This window comes from Pseudoalteromonas sp. AS84 (assembly GCF_038900255.1).
Classification (GTDB): Bacteria; Pseudomonadota; Gammaproteobacteria; order Enterobacterales; family Alteromonadaceae; genus Pseudoalteromonas.
On the sequence record NZ_JBBMQY010000007.1, the window covers coordinates 63,413 to 83,738 of the forward strand.

The window sequence follows — 20,326 nt, forward strand, 5'->3', positions numbered from 1 at the left end:
ACAATAGGTTTGTGGTCAGCTTTATTATTTGTAACCGTAAACCTATACACGAACTCGGTCTAAGATAAGCTGAACCATGCTATTTAGTTGCTCATCTTTACATTCTTGATGGCCCATAAACCATGCAAATAAATCAGGATCTTCTTCTGTGAGCAAACGCTGAAAGATAGCTTGCTGCTCTGCGTTTAAAGAGTCGTATGCTTCTTCTACAAACGGCATAAACAAAACATCTAGCTCTAACATGCCACGACGACAGGCCCAACGAATACGTGCTTTACTATGAATTTCAACCATTTTAAACCTCATACTTAATTGACTTAAGTTTAACAAACACAAGCCTATTTAGCAGCTATTAATCTCTTATTAAACAATAAACCCGCACCAATAAGCGCTTGTCTGTACCATACGTAACAACTGCGTTATTATGTCACTTCATTTCTATTGCAAAGAAGGTTTTTATGTCGAGCGTTTATGCATGTCCGTTATCTCATCAACTTATTAGCCTCTCAGGCGCTGATAAATTATCTTATTTACACGGGCAAATCACTCAAGATCTAAATAAATTAACCAGCAGTAATTATTTGTGGGCTGGCCATTGCAGCGCTAAAGGTAAACTTTGGGGCGTATTTAAATTATTTTCTTATCAAGACAGCTACTACCTTACAGGCAGCGAAAACGAAGTAGAAAAATCGTTAGCTGAGCTAAAAAAGTATGCCGTATTTGCAAAAGTTGACATTAGTGCATGCACAAAGCGATTAATTGGTCTCATTGGTGATGATTTATCGGATGTACTCGCACAACTTGATATTAACTTTGAAGGTGATGCGAGCGCGTGTGACTTTGAAAACGGGAAAGCACTAAAATTAGCTGATAACCGTGTTTTATTAATGGTTGATAGTCAGTTTAGTATGCCTGATGACGTATCTACACTTGATAACGAAGCTCCTTGGCAACAAGCATCTATGCTTGCAGGTGAACCTCAGTTAAGTGCAGATGCAATTGGCGAGTATGTTCCTCAAATGGTAAACCTACATGCTATTGGCGGTATAAGCTTTAAAAAAGGGTGTTATACCGGTCAAGAAACTGTGGCTCGCATGAAGTACCTAGGTAAAAATAAGCGTGCAATGTATATAGTCTCAGGTCAAAGCGAAGGGATACTTTCAGAGCCTGATTTGGAAACCCAATTAGGCGAAAACTGGCGCCGTGCGGGTAAACTTATTGCACAAAGCTTTAATGAACAAACAAAAAAATTAACCGGCCTTGTTGTGTTGCCAAACGATACTGATGTAACTCAGGTACTTCGTGCAAAACACACACCTCAGGTGGAGCTAAGCATTCTGCCTCTACCCTACTCTCTTGAAGATGAATAAATAGGAATGACTATGATCGTTGCGGCAAACAAAGTGGTAAAAATGCATTATTCGGTAATGGATAATGATGGCAATAGCATTGATAATTCGTTCGGTGGTGAGCCACTACACTTTATCATTGGCACAGGCTACTTAATTTCAGGCCTAGAAAATGCTTTGCAAGGCAAACAACCAGGCGACACACTTAGCGTAAAAGTTGAACCTGATGAAGGTTATGGCGAACGCCACGATAACCTAATGCAAGCTGTACCTAAGTCGATGTTTGAAGGTATGGAAATTGAAGTCGGCATGCAATTTCGTGCATCAACAGACGATGGTGACCAATCAGTAATGATCATCGATATCCAAGATGAAGAAGTTATTGTAGATGGTAATAACCCACTTGCAGGCATAACACTTAACTTTGATGTGGAAATACTAGAAGTACGTGATGCAACCGAAGAAGAACTTACTCATGGTCATGTACATGGTGAAGGTGGGTGTGGTCACGACCACTAATACACTGTTATACCAATTAAAAAAAGCGCCTAAGGCGCTTTTTTTATATCATATTGTTGCGCTTAACTGTTTCAGTTTTTGCCTTACTAGGCAGCGCGATTGATACATTCTTTTCTTTTAAAGCGGCTAGTAAACCTTTTTGATCGTTTGTGCCAACTCGATACAAAGTGCCATCTTTAAGCGTTAGCTGTATTGCACTAAAGCCAGATACTGTATACACCCAACCATCGTGAGTAATTCGCATACCAATACCGTGTCTGTAAGAGTTTTGAACTGCCTTAGCTTCTACTACTTCGCCAAGCTCAATGCTTTGCCCTGCAACGCCTGGGCCAAACGCCCAGCTAATTTTTTTATCATCTACTTTTACTGTTAGACCATGGAACAAAAAGCCCACCAGCACTAAAATCCCAGTAAATATCATTAAAGGTCCATCAGCGCCTAACAAGTTCCATGCAAGCGCTACAAAACCGCCTATCCACGCTAATACAAAAAAGATAAACACCGCATACTGTTTATGCTGATACATAATATTCTCTAAATTAAATAAATACTTAAAAGCTGTACACCAATGTAGCACTCAGCTCTGAGTCAAACTTGAGTTTATCATCTTCGGGTTTTGAATTATAACGATACATATAGGTAAATTTGAGTGATACCGCGCCAATCACTTGGCTTATCAGTGCGGTTTCCGATTTTAAGCGAGAATTAAGACCTGAAAGCGACTGCTCTATACTCACATCTTGATTAAAACGAGTACGCTTAGAAACCAAACGTTCCCACTGCATTGCAACACGTACTAAATAACCGGTTTTATTAATTTCATCTTCGCTCACATCCGAATCTTCATCGGCTACTGAACGGTATAAACCAGGTCCTATATCAATATCTACTTTGTTTTTAGAGCCTTGATATACACGCGCACCATAGCCTGTCGCCACCGTACTTTTAAAATCAAGTCCACTAAACTCATCTTCTTCGTAATCACCGTAAATAAAAAATGAGGAGTTTTTAACACCTACTTTATAGTTACCTTGCGCAGATACAAAAACACGGTTAGCTGTAACATCAGTGCCACCGCTTTCGTCGTTCTCATCGCGCTTATAAAGAGAGTCTATTTTGAATTGGTTACGCCACTTTTCAAAGTCTTGATATAAATTACCTTTGAGCTTAAAACTGGTCGAATTGGTGTTACCTTTGCTTAGAATAAAGCCAAATTCGGTATCGCCGTAAAACATTTCACCTTTGTGTAACTCATGAATTTCTTCATCAGAGAGCTTGCCATATTCATGAAAATCTTCAAATGGATCAACGGCCCAACTTGGGCAGCTAATTATTAAAAAAATTAAAAATAAATACTTACGCACAACACTCTCTCTGCACACAATTATAAAAATAAGCAGTATTGCTTATTCAGTTTCTTTCCATAAAATATGACAAAACGGAGCATCTTTATCACGACTAATCAAAATTTTAGCAAACAAAACATCATCATTTTCAAATTCTAAACCAACCAACACCTGAATAAAGTGCTCTGGCTCTATTTCAAGGGCTACAAAGTCTTGCCACTGGTCATCTGGCTCGTCTTCTTCAATAAAGCCTAGGTCTTCTCTAAACTCATTAAAGTCTTCAACATCTTTTTCACTCAAGTTATTTGGCGCTAACTCTAAAAAAATATCATAAGCTTGGTGAGTAGCTTCTTCTACCGTATATAAACGTGGACCCGACATATGTGCTTAACCTTAAGCTTTTAAGTTGGACTATATTATCAAATCTCATCACCATTTTGATAAAAAAAAGCCTAAAACACTGACTTTTTTGTAACCGAGTCATGCTTTATTCAGCATACAACTAAAACAACAAACAACAATCCATCTAACCTATTGAATATAAAGATTACTTTTATTATTTAAGTTAAAATAACAACGTAAAATATTTTTATTATCTTAGGTTCGAATTGTTTAGCTTTTTCTCATCTAAAACCAATTTATTAAGACTACAGCTTTAGCAATAAATTCCATTTATTTAAAAAATACCGTCACTTTACTTAATTCCTATAACAACATAAGCTCAAGCAACAGGTCAGAGGAGTGTGTAATGATAAAACTAGAAAAACAAAATGGCATTGCAACCGTCACGCTTAGCAGAGCAAAAAAACAAAATGCATTAAGCTTTGAAATGTTTGTAGAGCTAAACAAAGTCATTAAAAATATAAAAAGAGATCGCAGTATTCGTGCTGTGATAATAAAAGGCGATGGCGAGCATTTTTGTGCAGGCCTTGATATATCTGCAGTAATGGCTACGCCAATGAACATAGTGAAATTATTGCTTAAATGGTTACCAGGCAATCAAAATTTAGCGCAAAAAGTAGTATTAGGCTGGCAGTCACTGAGTGTGCCCGTTATTGCACAAATTGATGGCAACTGTTTAGGGGGGGGTTTGCAAATAGCGTTGGGGGCAGATTACAGAGTTGTTCATATTGATGCCAAACTTGCCATTATGGAAGCGCGTTGGGGATTGTGCCCCGATATGGGCGCAAATGTAATGATGAGCGGTTTAGTTAAGCGCGACCAAGCACTTTGGCTTGCAAGCCACGCAAACCCAATCACTGCACAACAAGCAAATGAGCTAGGTTTGGTTACTAAACTTACCGATGATACTCAGCAAGCAACGCAAAACATGCTCGATATATTACTTGAGCGTTCACCAGATACGCTTGCTGCTATTAAACGTGTTACACAACTTAGCTACAAACCAAACCAACGAAAAATACTCGCTAAAGAAACCTTCAGCCAAATTCGCTTATTGCTAAACCCAAACACTAAAAAAGCAATTGCTAAAGCAAAAGGAAAAGCGGATATAACCTATGCAAACACAAAGCACTGGTAGACTATTGCACAATGCATAAAAGAGTTTGATTTGTTAAAGTTAAGCTCTTATCTTTTCTGTGAGCCACTTTGATGAAATATCTGCTCAGTAGCGCTATTATTTTACTATGTTTGGCCTCAGCTAAACTCATTATGCATTTTATTGGTGGAAGCTTTCCTGCACCATTACTTGCGATGGTTATTCTATTAGTTTTACTCTTATCTGGTATTGTAAAAGAGCAACACGTAAAACCATGCGCCTCCCCTATTTTAAATATTATGCCTATATTTTTCATTCCTGCGGGCGTGGGATTTATTGAACACCTCGGCCTTATAAAATCACACTGGGCATTTTTAGCCTCAGTTGTGGTGCTAGTCCCTATAACTACCTTGTTGCTTGTTAGCAGTGTAATTGCGTACTTTAAGGGAAAAGAAAATAATGACTAATTTTACTTTTTCTACAATATCAGAGCTACAGCCTAATTTATGGTGGCTAAGTATTCCTTTTATTATTGTATTATTTTTAGCACTAAGGGCCGTAAACCAAAGTATAAAAAACAGCGTATTTAAATCGCTCACTAACCCCGTATTTTTAAGTATTAGTATTATCGCTTTATTACTAATTAACCTAAATTTGCCGTATACGCAATTTGCCTCGCACAGCAAATTACTAAGCTGGTTATTAGAGCCCGCGATTGTGGCTTTAGCACTTCCGCTATATCAACAGTTTACACACGTACGAAAAAACCTATTACTCATAGTCGCAACATGTAGTTTAGGGATTGTTAATGCAACCGTGGTAGCATTTTTACTAAGCATACTATTTAGTGCGCCTGCGCAGCTAAGTGCATCTGTTGCCGCTCTCAGTGTTACAACCCCAATATCTTTAATTGTTACCGACTCATTAGGCGGTATTAGCTCTCTTGCTGCGGCTTTAGTTATTTTTATTGGTTTACTAGGCGCTTTATTTGGCTTTATGCTTTTTAAACTCATTAATCTTTTTAATCACGAATCTCAAGGTGTTGCAATAGGCACAGCTTGCCATGCAATTGGGACTGCTGCTGCTATTGCTGAGCATCCAAAAGTAGGCGCTTACTCCTCAGTTGCAATGGCGCTAAGTGCTTTATTAACAGCAATTATAGTGCCGCTGTTATATCCATTTTTAGTCAACATTTTGCTATAGTTGGAAAAATACAACATAGCCCTAACATAGAGCGCTTTATGATCAGTTCTGAAATCGAACAGTTTGAAAAATATTACACCATGCTTACTGAGTATATGGTTACCTACAGTATGCAAATTGTTGGCGCTATTTTTATCGTCCTCATTGGTTTGTGGATAGCACAAAAGCTTGCCAAATTTGTAGCCGCGTTAATGACCCGCCATAACGTTGATATTACGCTCACTAACTTTGTCAGTAGCGTGGTAAAAGTACTGCTAATTGTAATGGTTATAATTATTGCACTTGGCAAAATAGGTATTAGCGTTACGCCATTTGTAGCGGCCATTGGTGCAGCATCTTTAGGTGCAGGTTTAGCACTGCAAGGCATGCTTTCTAACTATGGTGCAGGCCTTGCCATTATAGCCACTCGACCTTTTGTTGTTGGTGATACTATCGAAGTTAAAAATGTAAGCGGCCAAGTTAAAACGATTGAACTTGGCTACACCATTTTAATTAATGAAGAAAAAGTAGAAATCACCATTCCAAATAAGCACATAGTAGGTGAAATACTTCATAACTCATTTAGTTACTCATTGGTCAAAGGTGAAATAGACATAGCTTATAGTGCTTGCTCTGATAACGCGATTAGCCTTATTGAAGACGTACTTAAAGCCCATGAATTAGTCGCGCAAAATCCATTATCACAAGTGGGTATTGAACGCTTTGCTGATAGCGGCGTAACTATTAGTTATAGGTATTGGGTACCTACAACTAAAATTATCGAAACTAAGCTGGCTATTAACGGTGGTGTTTATAAAGCAATTAATAATGCGGATATTGAAATCCCATTCCCTCAACGCGTAGTTACCATAAATAAAAGCGATATAGAGTCATAAAACTCAGTGGGTAACTCAATATTGAATTACCCACATCAATAAACCACTTTTACTGCGTAAAAACGCTTTATCTGTTTGTTATTTTATCTGTAATATAAAGACTTGGTTAAAAAAGTCGGCAAATCACTCGCTTTAATTACATAATAACAATAATGAGCCATTATGAATCGCAGCCCTTTTTATTTAGGTGATTGGCAAGTCAATCCCCAGTCAAATACTCTTCAGCGTGCAGAAAAAACTAAACAGTTAGAACCAAAAGCCATGGATGTATTAGTCCATCTGTGCTTACAAAAAGGCGAAATTGTTACGAGTGACGAGCTATTAGATCAATGCTGGAAAAATGTTGAGATAGGCGATAACCCGCTGCATAAAATAATTACGCAGTTACGAAAAGCCCTTGGTGATAAAGCAAATGAGCCCACCTACATAGAAACTATTCGAAAGCGTGGTTACCGCGTTATTGCAAAACTTGAGTTTCCTCTAGCTGAAGACATAAAAACAACTGAAAACACATGGCAAGGTGGCTCTCCTTTTTTAGGATTAAGCGCCTACAACCCAAGCGATACACACCTATTCTTTGGCCGCAATCAATCTATAGAAACGTTACTCAATAGAATATCGAGCCAAGTTAAATTTGGTCGTGCATTTTGCTTAATACTCGGTCCTAGTGGCACGGGTAAATCATCACTTGTTAATGCGGGTATATTGCCTAAGTTACTTGATGAGCGAGGCTATAATGGCATTGGGGTTATTTCTTATAGTCAACTCGACTTTGCAGATGTTCATAAAAATAGACTTTTTCTAGATTTAGCTTCCGTACTGCTTGATTGGGATATAAACGCCCAGCCTGTGTTTGAAGGATTAAGCGCTCAAACACTTGCAGAACAGCTAGAATTGGCAATCGATGGCGTAATTAACGCCATACAAGTTGCACTTAGCAAAGCCTCTACACATCTTAAAACACCACAGTTATTTTTATTTATTGATCGCTTAGAAGTACTGCTTTCTTCGCCTATATTTAGTAGCGAAACACGCAGCCATTTTTTATCGGTTATTGAGCGCTTAGCAACCTCTAAAACAGTGATTGTATTTAGTGCGTGTCGTAACGACTTTTATCCTTTAGTAGTTGAACAACCCAGCCTAATGGCAGGCAAAGCCCATGGCGCGCACTACGATTTAACACCGCCAAACCGCCAAGAGCTTCAACAAATTATTCGCCTACCAGCGTTAACCGCTAATTTAACGTTCTCGAATGACCCACAAACCCAAACACCACTGGATGAAATACTTTGTGCCGATACAGCCAATAACCCCGATGCACTGCCCATGCTGCAATACACATTGCAAGAGCTGTATTTACAGCGCAGTGATAATAACGAGCTACTGCACAGTGTTTACACAAAACTCGGTGGTATTGAGGGCGCCATAGGCAAAAAAGCAGAAGATATATTTATTGACCTCAGCAACGAGCAACAACAGCAACTAAAAAGCGTGTTATCACAGTTAATAACGCTTAACCATGATGGTAAAACCATTACGAGCCGCGCTGCCCGCTGGCAAACATTAACGAACATAAGCCAAAAAGAGCTTGTGCAAGCCATGGTCGATAGCCGTTTATTTGTATCGCACCTTCAAAACGAAGAAGCCTGTTTTAGCCTTGCTCACGAGGCATTATTACGTCAATGGCCGCGCGCAAAACAATGGATTAATGACCATAAAGATGCCTTAGCAATAAAAAGCCGCTTACAACACCAAGCGCAAAATTGGATAGATGAAGGTAAAAGTAGTGCCTACCTCCTAGCGCCAGGTAAACCGCTACAAGAAGCGCAGCTATTACTTAACGACAAACTGTTTAGATTAGATGATAACGAGCACGCTCTTATCAAAAGCTCTGTTAAAAAAACAAAAGCAAAAATAAGAGTAAAACGAGTGACCGTTGCTTTATTGTGCTTACTTACATTCACCGCGTTATTAATGAGCTTTACTAGTTTTAAGGCCCAGCAACATGCGCAAAAAAAACAGCTTGAGGCCGAAAGCTTACTAGGGTTTATGGTGGGTGACTTTGCCGACAAACTGCGTAGCGTAAAGCGTATGGACTTACTTGATGGTATTAGTAATAAAGCACTTGAATATTTTACAAATCAAACAGACGAATCAGGTTCACTCTTCGGCTTTAGCGATAATAAAGCACAATTTAACAACCGTTTTCAATACGCACAAACTCTTGAAGCAATGGGTGAAGTGGCCTATTCACGGGGTAAAACCGATGAAGCCTTTACCGCCTTTGAAAACGCCAGCACCCGCCTTGAGGCATTATTAAAAATCAAGTCAAACAATTTAGAGCTACTCACGCTTGCGGGTGCAAATGCCTTTTGGCTCGGCCAGCTCCATTATGATAAAAGTGATTACGCTGCCACAGAGCCATTATTTAAAAAGTACCATACATACAGCGAAACCATGTATTCGTTAGCACCGAATGATTTTAACTCCATTATGGAATTGTCATATTCACATAATTCGCTGGGGTCTTTGTATTTAAAGCAATTTAACTACACTGGCGCGAAGCAACGCTTTACAGAGTCGCTTGCTTTAAAAAATGAAGCCCTTGAGCTTAAACCCAATAATAAAAACTTACTGCGTGATAAAGCGGATACAATCAGTTGGCTCGCCAGCACTGAAGAGAGATTAGGGCACTTTAATCGCGCACTGGATATGTTTAATAATGCTACTAACGAATTAAGAATCATGCTAAACAAGTACCCTAATGACGCTAGTTTATACAAGGGGCTTGCGTCAAATTACATACAACAGAGTTACTTGTTAAGTTATTTAAGTGATAAAAGTCTTGCGTATGAAAAAGCCGAACAGGCGACAACTGCGATTAATATTGCTCGCTTGCAAGACCCTGCAAATAAACAATTTCAACGTTCCTATTTTCGTTTTTTAGCTTTGCAGTTAGTGTTATCTAAAAATATTCAAACTGAAAATGAGGTGAATGAAATCCTGAATTTTTTAGCTCAAGAGAAATTTAACAATACAGAAATAATTAACACCCAAATAAGCCTAATTCAATATTTTTCACAACGGGGTTTCTACTCAAAAGCTGAAGCACTTTTAAAATCACTTGAGCAAAGCGACGATTATAGGGAGCAGGTAAATAGTCTTAATGAAGATGGTTTAGGGTCAATTTCTGCAATAGTAAATTTAGCTAATGCTAAACTAACCCCAAATGAAGAAGAAAAAAAAATATACTGCCAAAACGCACTCAACATTTTGGGAAGTAAAAAAACTAAAAGCTTACATTACACTTTCCCACTAATCCAAGCGCATACTTGCTTAAACAAAGATGCCAAGATTACAAACTTAAAAAACAGCCTAACTAAATTAGGCATCAATAACTTTGAACTATAACAACTTAAAAGGAAAAAGCATGCTTCCAACCTTATCTCCATTTATATTTCATGTGGATATTATTATCAACGATACTGATGAAGCTATAATAACTTACTACCAGAATGACAAAGTGGTTAGCGGTGGTGGCAGCGTCGTAGATGCTAACTCAATTGGCCTTTATATTATTAAAGATCACCCTACCAATGAAGGTATCACATTCGTTGGCGTTGAGTTCTCGAAAGTAGAAGGATCTGTGGAGCCTTGCGCTAAAGAAGATTTTGCAGGTGCATTAATAAAAGGAGGTAAAGCTATTTGTGTATTTGATTCAAACCAAAATATTGGCCTCACCTGTATGCGTTTTGTAGTAGAGCGAGATGGTAAAGCGTACAAAAGCCCAGATCCACAAGTTGAGAACGATAAAAAACCTAACTAAAGCTGGAGGATAACACCAAAACAATTTGCACAGGAAAATCAAAGCCTGTGCAAAATAAAAATAAAAAAATCAAAGACTTAAAAAGGAAGATTACCGAAAGGTTTAAAAAATATAAATTAAATAAACTACTAGACATAAAGTTTCATTAACAATAAAAATGAGCAACACCATGTCTAACAATAATGAAAATAGCAGAGCAAATAACACCGAAAATGCTGTATCTGCATTAATCAGTAGCATTTCTAATACCGTTAACAATGAAAAAATAAGCGCAATTATTAATGTCACTAATGTCATGGCCGATGCTATTTTTATTGTTAATGCAGATGGGGTATTTGAATCAGTAAATCCCGTTGCGGCTCGTTTTTTTAATGTTACGTCTGATTCATTAATAGGTAAAAAATGGCAAGATTGTTTACAAGAACAGTATCGCGATGACTATGCTTACATGTTTGAAAGTTGGAAAAACAACTATCAAACACCACTCAATCATGGCCCCAAAGAAGTTAAAATAATAAAAAACAATGGTAACTGTTTAGATATAGAGCTCTCAATTTCTTGTATACCCGCATCAACCACAAACAATATCCCCCTATTTATTTGTATTATGCATGATATTTCTAGGCATGTTAAAAAGTATAAAGTACTCGAAAACATAGCCAAAATAGATCACCTTACAGGTATCGCTAATCGCTGCACTTTAGAAAAGGCGATTATTAAAAATTGGCAAGAATGCATAGTAGACAAACAGCCTTTGAGTTTTATCTTGATCGATATTGATTTTTTTAAACTGTTTAACGATAATTTTGGTCATGTAAAGGGTGATAAATGTTTGCAAAAAGTAGCGCAAACAATTGAAGACTGCCTCCCCTCAAAAGATAGTTTAGTAGCACGCTATGGTGGTGAGGAGTTTGCTGTTGTATTACCTCGCTCACATGTCTCAAATGCAGAAATGATCGCAAAACGTATTCAAGAAAAAATACTCAACATTAGTTTTAGAGATATTGGTTTGCCAGCGAATGTAAAGATAAGTGTAAGCCAGGGTTTAGCCTGCGAATACGATAATCAATACAGAACATCTGAGGCATTAATATGCGCGGCTGATACGGCTTTATATAGAGCGAAGTCGGAAGGTCGAAATAAATTATGTATAAGGTGATGTACTCACTATTTGGTATAGCCTTTATATACTGAAATAAAAACCGCACTTGGCGGTTTTTTATTACTTGAGAAAAGTTTAAACGTCGATTAGCAGCCCTTCGTCTTTTTTAATCTTTTCGATCACCATATATGTATGATGAGTGCCCACGCCTGGAATATCGACTAAGTCGCCAAGAACTTGTCTATATTCTTCCATATTAGAAACGCGGATTTTTAATAAGTAATCATAACCGCCTGCCACCATGTCACATTCAACGACTTGTTGTATTCTTAGTATATGCTCTCTAAATACCTTAAATACTGCTGTATTTGAAGCAACAAGCGACACTTGAACGTGCGCTACTAAGCTCTGATTAAGTTTAGCTTCGCTAAGCTTAGCGTAATAGCCTTCGATATAGCCTTCTTGCTCTAATCGTTTTACACGATCAAGACACGGGCTTGCACTCAAATTAACCTGTTTTGCGAGGTTAACATTTGAAATTCTGCCGTTCTTTTGTAGAACGTCTAGTATGGCTAAATCAATACGATCTAGCATGCGTAATCTATTTGGAATTGTCATAACAGAATTTTATGCGGATAAGTTAAATTTATGCCCTGTAAATTATCGTAAAACGCGAAATTTAACCAGCATATTCTGCTGAAATTTAATTAGAATGCACTCACAATATCACTGGTAATTTATTGGTAATTAATTTTACTTTAATTCTTAACACTCCTGAGGGTTGCTTATGTTATTCAACGGCGATTTAACAACGATTTGTCCTATTAGACAAAGAATCCGTGACTTCTACCGCATAGATGAAAATGCGGTTATTGATCATATTTTACCGCTTGCAGAAGTAGGCGTAAAAGCACGAAGTCGTGCCTGGGAAAGAGCCCGCCAGATTGTTTTAAACATTCGTAAAGAGCAAGATGGGCAAGGCGGTGTTGATGCGCTTTTAAATGAATTTTCACTTTCAAGTGAAGAAGGCGTTGTATTAATGTGTTTGGCCGAAGCACTGCTTCGTGTACCAGACAAAGCAACTCAAGATGTACTGATTCGCGACAAGTTAGCGAAAGGTGATTGGAGCTCTCATTTAGGAAGTAGCGATTCTTTATTTGTAAACGCGTCTTCTTGGGGATTATTAGTTACCGGTAAAATGGTTAACTACACTGACAAAACGAAAGAACAACAGTTCGGTATGCTTAAAAAGACCATTGGTCGTTTAGGTGAGCCAGTTATTCGTAAGTCTGTAAATTTTGCTATGAAAATTATGGGTAAGCAATTCGTTATGGGTCGTACCATTGACGAAGCAATTGAACGTGCTGCCGATACAGAGCAAAAAGGTTATGTATATTCTTACGATATGCTAGGTGAAGGCGCTCGCACAATGAAAGATGCGAAGCGTTACTTTGACAGCTACATGAACGCTATACACTCTATTGGTAAAGCGGCCAATGGTCGTGGTCCAATTAAGAGCCCTGGCATTTCAGTTAAACTTTCTGCTATTCATCCACGTTATGAGTTCACTCATAAAGACCGTGTGATGGAAGAAATTGTACCAAAGTTAAAAGAGCTTGCGCTTGCCGCTAAGAAATACGATATCGGCTTTACCGTTGATGCTGAAGAAGCTGACCGTTTAGATATTTCTCTAGATGTAATTGAAGCAGTATTTAGTGATGAAGATCTTGGTGATTGGCAAGGATTTGGCTTAGCTGTTCAAGCGTATCAAAAACGCGCTATTTTTGTAATTGAATGGCTAACAGACCTTGCAACCCGTGTTGGTCGTAAGATGATGGTACGTTTAGTTAAAGGCGCATACTGGGATACAGAAATCAAAACCACACAACAAGATGGTTTAGAGCATTTCCCTGTATTTACTCGTAAAGCAACAACCGATGTTTCTTACAAAGCATGTGCAATTAAAATGCTTGAAGCGCGCGACGTGCTTTATCCGCAATTTGCTACACATAACGCTTACACTGCTGCGACTATTTTAGAAGTAGCGAAAGGCGACAACACTGGTTTTGAATTTCAACGTTTGCACGGTATGGGTGAATCATTATTCGACCAAATCGTTAACGAAGAAAAAATTCAATGTCGTGTATATGCACCCGTTGGTCAACACGAAGACCTACTTGCTTACCTTGTTCGTCGTTTGTTAGAAAATGGTGCTAACTCATCATTTGTAAACGCCATTGTGGATACAACAAAACCTGTTGAATCATTACTACCAGACCCTGTAGAAACACTGCAAGGCTTGCGTAATAAGTACAATACGCAAATCAGAATGCCGATTGATTTATACGGTGAAGAACGTGCTAATTCTAAAGGCATGGATTTAACCGATATTAACGTTATTACCCCTTTCAAAGAGAATCTTGAAACATGGTTTAACGAGCACTTAATTGAGCAAAGCCAAGTACCAGAAGGCTCATTGGCTGTTAAAAACCCAGCAAATCACAAAGAAATCATCGGCCACGTTAAATTGCAAACTGGCGAAGAGATGAAAGTATTACTGGCGAATGCTGAAGCTGCACTTGAATCATGGTCACAAACACCTGTAAAAGACCGTGCTAATTTACTGCGCCGCGTTGCTGATATTTTAGAGCGTCATCATGATGAACTAGTCGCTATCTGTATTAAAGAAGCGGGTAAAGTAGCGCAAGATGGTATTGATGAAGTACGTGAAGCGGTTGATTTTTGTCGTTACTACGCAGCGCGCGCTGAAGAGTTATCTAAAGATGAGCGTTTTGAAGCCCGTGGCGTTATTTTATGTATTAGCCCGTGGAACTTCCCGCTTGCAATATTCTTAGGTCAAGTTGCTGCTGCGATTGTTACAGGTAACACTGTAATTGCTAAGCCTGCTGAGCAAACAAGTTTAATCGCCCTTCGTGCTATTGAACTAATGCTGTCTGTTGGTTTACCTGAGCATGTTGTTCAACCGGTTATTGCTCGTGGTTCTGAAGTAGGTAAAACAATCGTTCCTGATGAGCGCATTCAAGCGGTTATGTTCACAGGTTCTACTGAAACAGGCACATTAATTTCTCAAACACTTGCTGCACGTAACGATATTCAAGTACCGTTAATTGCAGAAACAGGTGGCCAAAACTGTATGATTGTTGACTCAACGGCCCTGCCTGAGCAAGTAGTTGACGATGTGATCAGTTCTGGTTTTCAAAGTGCTGGCCAACGTTGTTCTGCCCTTCGTGTTTTATTCATTCAAGATGACGTAGCTGATGGCATTATTGAAATGCTCAAAGGTGCTCTAGCTGAGTTACACATTGGCGACCCAGCGTTGCTATCAACTGATGTTGGTCCTGTAATTGATGAAAAAGCACTTAAAAACTTAAATGAACACGTTGAGTACTTAAAAGGTAATTCTATACTTCATTACGAGTGTAAAATCCCTGATAACACTCAAAATGGCGCATACTTTTTTGCCCCTCGCTTGTACGAAATCGAAGACTTATCAGTACTTAAACGTGAAGTGTTTGGCCCATGTGTACATATTGTTCGCTTTAAGTCGAATGAACTTGATGATGTGATGGATCAAATAAATAACACGGGCTATGGTCTGACAATGGGTGTTCATTCACGTATTGAAGAGCGTTGTGAGTACCTTGCTAAGATGTCACGTGCAGGTAATGTTTACATTAACCGCAACATGATTGGTGCAATTGTTGGTGTGCAACCGTTTGGTGGCCGTGGTTTATCAGGTACTGGCCCTAAAGCCGGTGGCCCTAACTACCTACAACGTTTAGTAAAAGAAAAAGCATCACCAGATAACGTACAAATGACTAACCTGACGCCAGATGAGCTTGATTTACACCACTACAGCGGTGCGAATGAACAAGTTCAAAAGCTAATGACGAACTCAATGCGCGATGAAAAAATCTGGCGCGCAACACCACTAAACGACCGTGTTTCGGCTGTACGTCAGTTGCTTGCTAAAATTGCGACGGTAGAAATTATCGACGATTTAGCAGACGATTTAGCATTAACACTATCAGAAGCACGTGCACAGCTTAACCGCCTTGAAAAGCACATGCGTAAGTTTACTACCCTGCCTGGGCCAACGGGTGAGTCTAATACACTTCATCTAGAAGCACGTGGTTGTGTAGTATGTTATGCCGATAAGAGCACATCATTTAACTTCTGGGCATTGTCTATCATTACTGCTATTGCCGCTGGTAATACGGTAATTACTGTAGCGTCTGAGCTGTTTTATGATGAAGCCGTTGCCTTTAAAGATAAATTTATCTCTACAGGTGTTGCAGAAGGTGTTTTCCAAGTAGCTAAACCTAACCAGTTACAAGCTATTTTGGCCCACCCTCATTTGGCCGGTGCAGTAGTTGCTGCTCGCTCGTCTCGCTTGGGCTACTTTAGCCAACAGCTTGCACAGCGTAAAGGTGCTATTTTACCAGTAATTAGCTCTGAGTATTACGATACATTAATCAAACGTCTTATTACTGAAAAAACAATCAGTATTGATACAACAGCATCAGGTGGTAACACATCACTAATGACGCTTGTTGAAGATGATGAATAATTAAGCTAATGTTTTTTCATTAAAAAATAAAAAAGGCACTGAAAAGTGCCTTTTTTATTAGGTAGTAACGTATGTTTTTGTTAAATTAGTTAAAGATTAGTAACAGAAGCAGTAAATTTGAAAATAATTCCCGTTAGTCAGCTACTCCCAGGTATGTTTGTACAAAGTGTTACCAAGCAAACTGGTAGTATCAAAATTAAAAATCAAGGCTGGGTTAAAACTCAGGCAGGTATTAACAACCTGATAAAAGCAGGCATTCTAGAAATAGAAATCGACCCTGATAAAACCCTCATTGATACAGTCCCCGAAAAAGATCTAATTGCGACACCTACAACAAAAATAAAGCGCGACCCTTGGCAAAAAACACACAGTGCCGAACAAGAAATGGGAAAGGCAAAAAAGCTGTATGACGAAGCTAAAACGCTACAAATAAAAGCATTTAAAGATATAAAAGCAGGCCGCGATATAGATATTGCGCCATTTAAAGAGCTGGCAAGTGGCTTTATGGATTCTGTTTTTAGAAACCAAGATGCCCTAGCCTGCCTTACTCAAATGCGCCAAAAAGATGCCTACCTACTTGAGCACTCTATTAATGTATCGATACTAATGGGGATCTTCGCTAAGCATTTAAGTATAGAAAAAAACATTATCGTTGAGCTGACTACAGGCGCACTTTTACATGACATTGGAAAAATAAAAATTCCAGATGAAATACTGAATAAACCTGGTCGCTTTACTGATGAAGAATTTAAAATAATGAAATTGCACTCGCTTTTCAGTAAAGAAATTTTAGAAGAGTCCGGCTTAACAGGTATCGCTGTTGATATTGCAGGTATGCATCATGAAAGGCTTGATGGTAAAGGCTACCCATCTGGTAAAAAGGGTGACGAAATAAGCCAATACGTACGTATGGCGTCAATTGTAGATGTGTATGATGCACTCACTGCAGAGCGTGTTTACAAGGCAGGCATGGAGCCAATAAAAGCGTTTAAAATACTAAAAGATGGGTGCCCAGATAGCTTCGACCCTGTGCTGCTTAATAAGTTTATTCAATGTATTGGTATTCACCCAGTAGGAACGCTTGTTAGGTTATCGAGTCAAAAAGTTGGCTTAGTGACCGAGAGTAACCCAAGTACACCACTAAAGCCTATTGTTAAAACATTTTACAGCGCCAAACATAGTCGCTATACAGAGATAAAAGATATCGATTTATCTAATAAAAAAACCCTAGATACCCTTGAATCAGCGGTGAAACCAAAAGAGTATAATATTGATTTAGAACGCTTTTATAAAAACTCAATATTATCCTAAGCAATATTGAGAGCTCAACATTCTACCGAGCTCTCAATTAAATAACTAAGCGCTTACTCTGGCCAATCTTGCAAAGCTTTTAAGCTAAACTCATAACCATCAAAATCAAGTACACTTTGTTCAGGTGTAATCTCTCTTACAGTTAAAGCGCCAATCCTCTCCCCCTCATGTAGCTCTCGGCCATTTAGCTTGATCCAACGCTTATCCGCACTCGATGAATATATATGTGCTTGATATTTAATACTAGGCAACATTGATTGCAAACCATCAGGCAGCAATTCTACAGGCTCAACACGTGATGACGTTTTTGATGCTTGGGTAACTTCATAATCTTGATTTTTTTCGACGTCTTGTATAGCTTGAGCAAACGCATTTTTAAGTGTTGTAGGCACCTCATCAAGTTCAGGATCGCTCATCAATTGAGATTGGTTGCTACCATTAATTGGCTTACCCAGGACTTTATATTTACTCATATCTAGTTGAGCAGATGCTGTATTTTGACTTTGCCCAAATACCGAAGCGTTCTGCATATTATTTGGATTGTAATTACTTTGTGGATTAAATACTGGCTGATTATAATTTTGAACTGGCATTACTTGCTGCACGCTCTGCTGATTATAACCTGCTGCATTCCCGCCCTGACTCGATGGCATAGGAATATATTGCCCATTAGGCGTTAATAACATTTGCTGTACACCATTAGGTGTTTGCACATGTACAAGTTGTCCTTCAATCGTTGCTGTATTTGTTGGAGCTACTTTAGCAGGCTCTAACTTAGCTATTTGCTGTTTTTCAACTTCAACATCTACCTCTTTAACTTCTTCTTTAGGTGACGATTTTTCACTTTCAACCACCTTAATTACAGCGGGCTCCGATATGTTTAATAAAGTAGTACCTTGAAACCACTTACCCGTAGTAAACCCACTAGCTACCGCAATAAAAGCAGCTAAGCTTGTACCAAATACTAGCGCTAATCGTCTATAACGCTTAAGTGCTTGCTGTTGCTTTAACTGCTCTGATTGTAAGTCGTATTGCTCAGCACTCATATCTGATTGCTGTGACTGCTTTAGCGCATCTAATAAATAAGACATAACTTACCTAACTATAAAATAAATGAAAGCCCAATGCCTACGGCAAATAAAGCAGCGAATGCAAGGCTATATGGTACTAGTGACGTTGCTTTGTTAGCCTCATTAACGGGCGCTACAAAATCCATGGGTAATGACTCATGTGCTGATTTTTTTATTATATCGCTATCAACTATCAACTGCTGCTTTGCAAAAGTGCCTACCAAAGCTCGCTCACAGACCAAGTTCATTAATCGTGGCACACCACCGGTTAATTGATGAACAGCTTGCATAGCATCCATCGAAAAAATTCCTTTATCACATCCTGCAACATGTAAACGGTGCTTTATGTAAGCTACTGTTTGGCCTTGCGTAAGTGGTAATAAATGGTAACGAGCTGTTATTCTCTGGGCGAGTTGCCTTAATTCATTGCGCTTTAAAAGCTCTTGTAGCTCAGGTTGCCCAACCAATACTATTTGTAATAATTTTTTATGATCGGTTTCTATATTTGTCAACAAGCGTAATTGTTCAAGCACATTAGGGGCAAGTAACTGCGCTTCATCAATTATAAGAATGGTATGCCCACCCGATTTATTATTGGTCTCTAAATGCTTTTTTATAATATCGGTAAGACTTTTAAGCGTTGCATTATTAGCATCATAACTAATGTTGAGCTCATCACAAATACTGGCTAATAACTCTAGCTCTGAAAGTGCTGGGTTATGGATCATAGCTACTTGCGTGTTTTCAGGTAACTGCTCTAACATACTGCGGGTAATTGTAGTTTTACCTGTACCCACTTCGCCTGTTAATAATACAAAACCACCGTCTTCACCTAATCCATAGGTAAGGTGTGCTAAGGCTTCTTTATGTCGTTCACTTAAAAATAAGTAATGAGGGTTGGGCGAAATTGAAAAAGGTTTTTCATTCAGGCCAAAATAGCTTAAATACACCGTGATGTTCCTTCGTAATTAAATCACGGCCTATAATGGCAAAAAAACGCGCTAAGTGACAACGTTGTAAGCGCTTTATTATTGAAATAACGTAAATTTATGTAAAACAAAAAAATGCAGCGGTTTTAAGGCTGCACTTTTGTCTGTCTAATCTTAGTATGCATTTTACTCTTCGTAGCGCACTAACCGTAAATACACATTACTGGTTTTGGCATGTAAGCTATTAAGCCCACTATCAAATTGATAAACCCACGCTGAGCTCATCGTGCTAACACCCGATGTATTTGACCAATAGTTTTGAAGCTTAGTACCAAAAAACACCTCTTCATTAATGCTCGGCTCGGTACAACTGTGCTCTAAAATACTCGCAAGCTCTTTAATGTTAGGCATTTGCCAATCATCGTAGTCTGCGGTTGTATCATTATTAGCACCGCGTAGTGCTTCTTGCCAAGTAAGAGAAGGTGTAGAGCCTTCACAAAGCTGGGTCTCTGTATTATAAGTTTGCCCATAACTACAGCGTTGCCACATAAGGCCAGTTTCGGTATCAGACACTGTGCCATCTGTATTTATAGTAAATCTATCTGTCGGTGTTGTGGTATCTGCACCGTCGTAGCACGTTTGCGCCGCTGCAATATTAAAGCTCAAGCTTATAGTTGCTAGTGCATAGAGTAATTTTAATCTCATTA

At 38.7% G+C, this 20,326-nt stretch carries 19 protein-coding genes; 11 read left to right on the forward strand and 8 right to left on the reverse strand.

Annotation, left to right across the window (positions count from 1 at the left end; all coding sequences use genetic code 11):
* Positions 1-42: 42 nt before the first annotated feature.
* Positions 43-294: a succinate dehydrogenase assembly factor 2 gene (locus WNY79_RS09290; RefSeq protein ID WP_024598759.1), complete on the reverse strand. Its 252-nt coding sequence runs from the start codon at positions 292-294 to the stop codon at positions 43-45.
* A gap of 164 nt (positions 295-458) precedes the next feature.
* Here WNY79_RS09290 and WNY79_RS09295 point away from each other — a divergent pair, with 164 nt between their 5' ends.
* Complete coding sequence (locus WNY79_RS09295) at positions 459-1,370, forward strand: folate-binding protein YgfZ (protein ID WP_024598760.1); 912 nt, start codon at positions 459-461, stop codon at positions 1,368-1,370.
* Positions 1,371-1,382: 12 nt separating this feature from the next.
* Positions 1,383-1,868, forward strand: coding sequence for a peptidylprolyl isomerase (locus WNY79_RS09300; RefSeq protein ID WP_007581704.1), 486 nt, complete (start codon positions 1,383-1,385; stop codon positions 1,866-1,868).
* A gap of 43 nt (positions 1,869-1,911) precedes the next feature.
* Here WNY79_RS09300 and WNY79_RS09305 read toward each other — a convergent pair whose 3' ends face one another.
* From WNY79_RS09305 to WNY79_RS09315, 3 genes are read right to left on the reverse strand one after another with little or no spacing between them, the layout of a single operon-like run.
* Entirely contained in the window at positions 1,912-2,394 is a 483-nt protein-coding gene (locus WNY79_RS09305; RefSeq protein ID WP_076923567.1) for a hypothetical protein, read from the reverse strand.
* A gap of 25 nt (positions 2,395-2,419) precedes the next feature.
* Entirely contained in the window at positions 2,420-3,232 is an 813-nt protein-coding gene (locus tag WNY79_RS09310) for a DUF481 domain-containing protein (protein ID WP_342875718.1), read from the reverse strand.
* A 42-nt stretch (positions 3,233-3,274) separates the two neighbouring features.
* Positions 3,275-3,595 carry an HI1450 family dsDNA-mimic protein gene (locus WNY79_RS09315; protein WP_007581697.1) on the reverse strand — a complete coding sequence of 107 codons (321 nt, stop codon included), beginning with the start codon at positions 3,593-3,595 and terminating at the stop codon, positions 3,275-3,277.
* 367 nt (positions 3,596-3,962) lie between these two features.
* On the opposite strand from WNY79_RS09315, the gene WNY79_RS09320 reads away from it, so the two are divergent.
* From WNY79_RS09320 to WNY79_RS09350, 7 genes are all read left to right on the forward strand, one after another.
* Positions 3,963-4,754: a crotonase/enoyl-CoA hydratase family protein gene (locus WNY79_RS09320; protein WP_342875719.1), complete on the forward strand. Its 792-nt coding sequence runs from the start codon at positions 3,963-3,965 to the stop codon at positions 4,752-4,754.
* A 71-nt stretch (positions 4,755-4,825) separates the two neighbouring features.
* Positions 4,826-5,179 (forward strand): CidA/LrgA family protein, encoded by a 354-nt coding sequence (locus tag WNY79_RS09325; RefSeq protein WP_182723985.1) that lies wholly within the window; start codon positions 4,826-4,828, stop codon positions 5,177-5,179.
* Positions 5,172-5,915 carry an LrgB family protein gene (locus WNY79_RS09330; protein ID WP_342875720.1) on the forward strand — a complete coding sequence of 248 codons (744 nt, stop codon included), beginning with the start codon at positions 5,172-5,174 and terminating at the stop codon, positions 5,913-5,915. The genes WNY79_RS09325 and WNY79_RS09330 overlap by 8 nt, the downstream gene beginning before the upstream one ends.
* 38 nt (positions 5,916-5,953) lie before the next feature.
* A complete protein-coding gene (locus tag WNY79_RS09335) occupies positions 5,954-6,790 on the forward strand; it encodes a mechanosensitive ion channel family protein (protein WP_024598766.1) in 837 nt (278 codons plus the stop codon).
* A gap of 162 nt (positions 6,791-6,952) precedes the next feature.
* Positions 6,953-10,201, forward strand: a complete 3,249-nt coding sequence (locus WNY79_RS09340; protein WP_342875721.1) for a winged helix-turn-helix domain-containing protein — start codon at positions 6,953-6,955, stop codon at positions 10,199-10,201.
* Positions 10,202-10,220: 19 nt separating this feature from the next.
* A complete protein-coding gene (locus tag WNY79_RS09345) occupies positions 10,221-10,616 on the forward strand; it encodes a DP-EP family protein (RefSeq protein WP_024598589.1) in 396 nt (131 codons plus the stop codon).
* A 169-nt stretch (positions 10,617-10,785) separates the two neighbouring features.
* Positions 10,786-11,775 (forward strand): sensor domain-containing diguanylate cyclase, encoded by a 990-nt coding sequence (locus WNY79_RS09350; protein WP_024598590.1) that lies wholly within the window; start codon positions 10,786-10,788, stop codon positions 11,773-11,775.
* A gap of 78 nt (positions 11,776-11,853) precedes the next feature.
* Here WNY79_RS09350 and WNY79_RS09355 read toward each other — a convergent pair whose 3' ends face one another.
* Complete coding sequence (locus WNY79_RS09355; protein WP_024598591.1) at positions 11,854-12,336, reverse strand: winged helix-turn-helix transcriptional regulator; 483 nt, start codon at positions 12,334-12,336, stop codon at positions 11,854-11,856.
* Positions 12,337-12,505: 169 nt separating this feature from the next.
* Here WNY79_RS09355 and putA point away from each other — a divergent pair, with 169 nt between their 5' ends.
* The gene (gene putA / locus WNY79_RS09360) at positions 12,506-16,309 is read left to right on the forward strand and encodes a bifunctional proline dehydrogenase/L-glutamate gamma-semialdehyde dehydrogenase PutA (protein WP_024598592.1); all 3,804 of its coding nucleotides are present in this window, start codon (positions 12,506-12,508) and stop codon (positions 16,307-16,309) included.
* A gap of 117 nt (positions 16,310-16,426) precedes the next feature.
* A complete protein-coding gene (locus WNY79_RS09365) occupies positions 16,427-17,620 on the forward strand; it encodes an HD-GYP domain-containing protein (protein ID WP_342875722.1) in 1,194 nt (397 codons plus the stop codon).
* A gap of 53 nt (positions 17,621-17,673) precedes the next feature.
* On the opposite strand, the gene WNY79_RS09370 is transcribed toward WNY79_RS09365, so the two are convergent.
* From WNY79_RS09370 to WNY79_RS09380, 3 genes are all read right to left on the reverse strand, one after another.
* Entirely contained in the window at positions 17,674-18,711 is a 1,038-nt protein-coding gene (locus WNY79_RS09370; protein WP_342875723.1) for a general secretion pathway protein GspB, read from the reverse strand.
* A gap of 11 nt (positions 18,712-18,722) precedes the next feature.
* Positions 18,723-19,640, reverse strand: a complete 918-nt coding sequence (locus WNY79_RS09375; protein ID WP_024598595.1) for an AAA family ATPase — start codon at positions 19,638-19,640, stop codon at positions 18,723-18,725.
* A 165-nt stretch (positions 19,641-19,805) separates the two neighbouring features.
* Positions 19,806-20,324: a DUF1566 domain-containing protein gene (locus WNY79_RS09380; protein WP_076923575.1), complete on the reverse strand. Its 519-nt coding sequence runs from the start codon at positions 20,322-20,324 to the stop codon at positions 19,806-19,808.
* Between the last annotated feature and the right edge of the window lie 2 nt (positions 20,325-20,326).

What these genes read in the sequence shown, in the direction of transcription:
- WNY79_RS09325 (WP_182723985.1), top strand. Translation starts at nt 4,826, where the DNA reads ATGAAATATCTGCTCAGTAGCGCTATTATTTTACTATGTTTGGCCTCA.
- WNY79_RS09370 (WP_342875723.1), bottom strand. Translation starts at nt 18,711, where the DNA reads ATGTCTTATTTATTAGATGCGCTAAAGCAGTCACAGCAATCAGATATG.
- WNY79_RS09355 (WP_024598591.1), bottom strand. Translation starts at nt 12,336, where the DNA reads ATGACAATTCCAAATAGATTACGCATGCTAGATCGTATTGATTTAGCC.
- WNY79_RS09380 (WP_076923575.1), bottom strand. Translation starts at nt 20,324, where the DNA reads ATGAGATTAAAATTACTCTATGCACTAGCAACTATAAGCTTGAGCTTT.
- WNY79_RS09300 (WP_007581704.1), top strand. Translation starts at nt 1,383, where the DNA reads ATGATCGTTGCGGCAAACAAAGTGGTAAAAATGCATTATTCGGTAATG.
- WNY79_RS09345 (WP_024598589.1), top strand. Translation starts at nt 10,221, where the DNA reads ATGCTTCCAACCTTATCTCCATTTATATTTCATGTGGATATTATTATC.
- WNY79_RS09320 (WP_342875719.1), top strand. Translation starts at nt 3,963, where the DNA reads ATGATAAAACTAGAAAAACAAAATGGCATTGCAACCGTCACGCTTAGC.
- WNY79_RS09340 (WP_342875721.1), top strand. Translation starts at nt 6,953, where the DNA reads ATGAATCGCAGCCCTTTTTATTTAGGTGATTGGCAAGTCAATCCCCAG.
- WNY79_RS09295 (WP_024598760.1), top strand. Translation starts at nt 459, where the DNA reads ATGTCGAGCGTTTATGCATGTCCGTTATCTCATCAACTTATTAGCCTC.
- WNY79_RS09335 (WP_024598766.1), top strand. Translation starts at nt 5,954, where the DNA reads ATGATCAGTTCTGAAATCGAACAGTTTGAAAAATATTACACCATGCTT.
- WNY79_RS09290 (WP_024598759.1), bottom strand. Translation starts at nt 294, where the DNA reads ATGGTTGAAATTCATAGTAAAGCACGTATTCGTTGGGCCTGTCGTCGT.
- putA (WP_024598592.1), top strand. Translation starts at nt 12,506, where the DNA reads ATGTTATTCAACGGCGATTTAACAACGATTTGTCCTATTAGACAAAGA.
- WNY79_RS09315 (WP_007581697.1), bottom strand. Translation starts at nt 3,595, where the DNA reads ATGTCGGGTCCACGTTTATATACGGTAGAAGAAGCTACTCACCAAGCT.
- WNY79_RS09350 (WP_024598590.1), top strand. Translation starts at nt 10,786, where the DNA reads ATGTCTAACAATAATGAAAATAGCAGAGCAAATAACACCGAAAATGCT.
- WNY79_RS09305 (WP_076923567.1), bottom strand. Translation starts at nt 2,394, where the DNA reads ATGTATCAGCATAAACAGTATGCGGTGTTTATCTTTTTTGTATTAGCG.
- WNY79_RS09330 (WP_342875720.1), top strand. Translation starts at nt 5,172, where the DNA reads ATGACTAATTTTACTTTTTCTACAATATCAGAGCTACAGCCTAATTTA.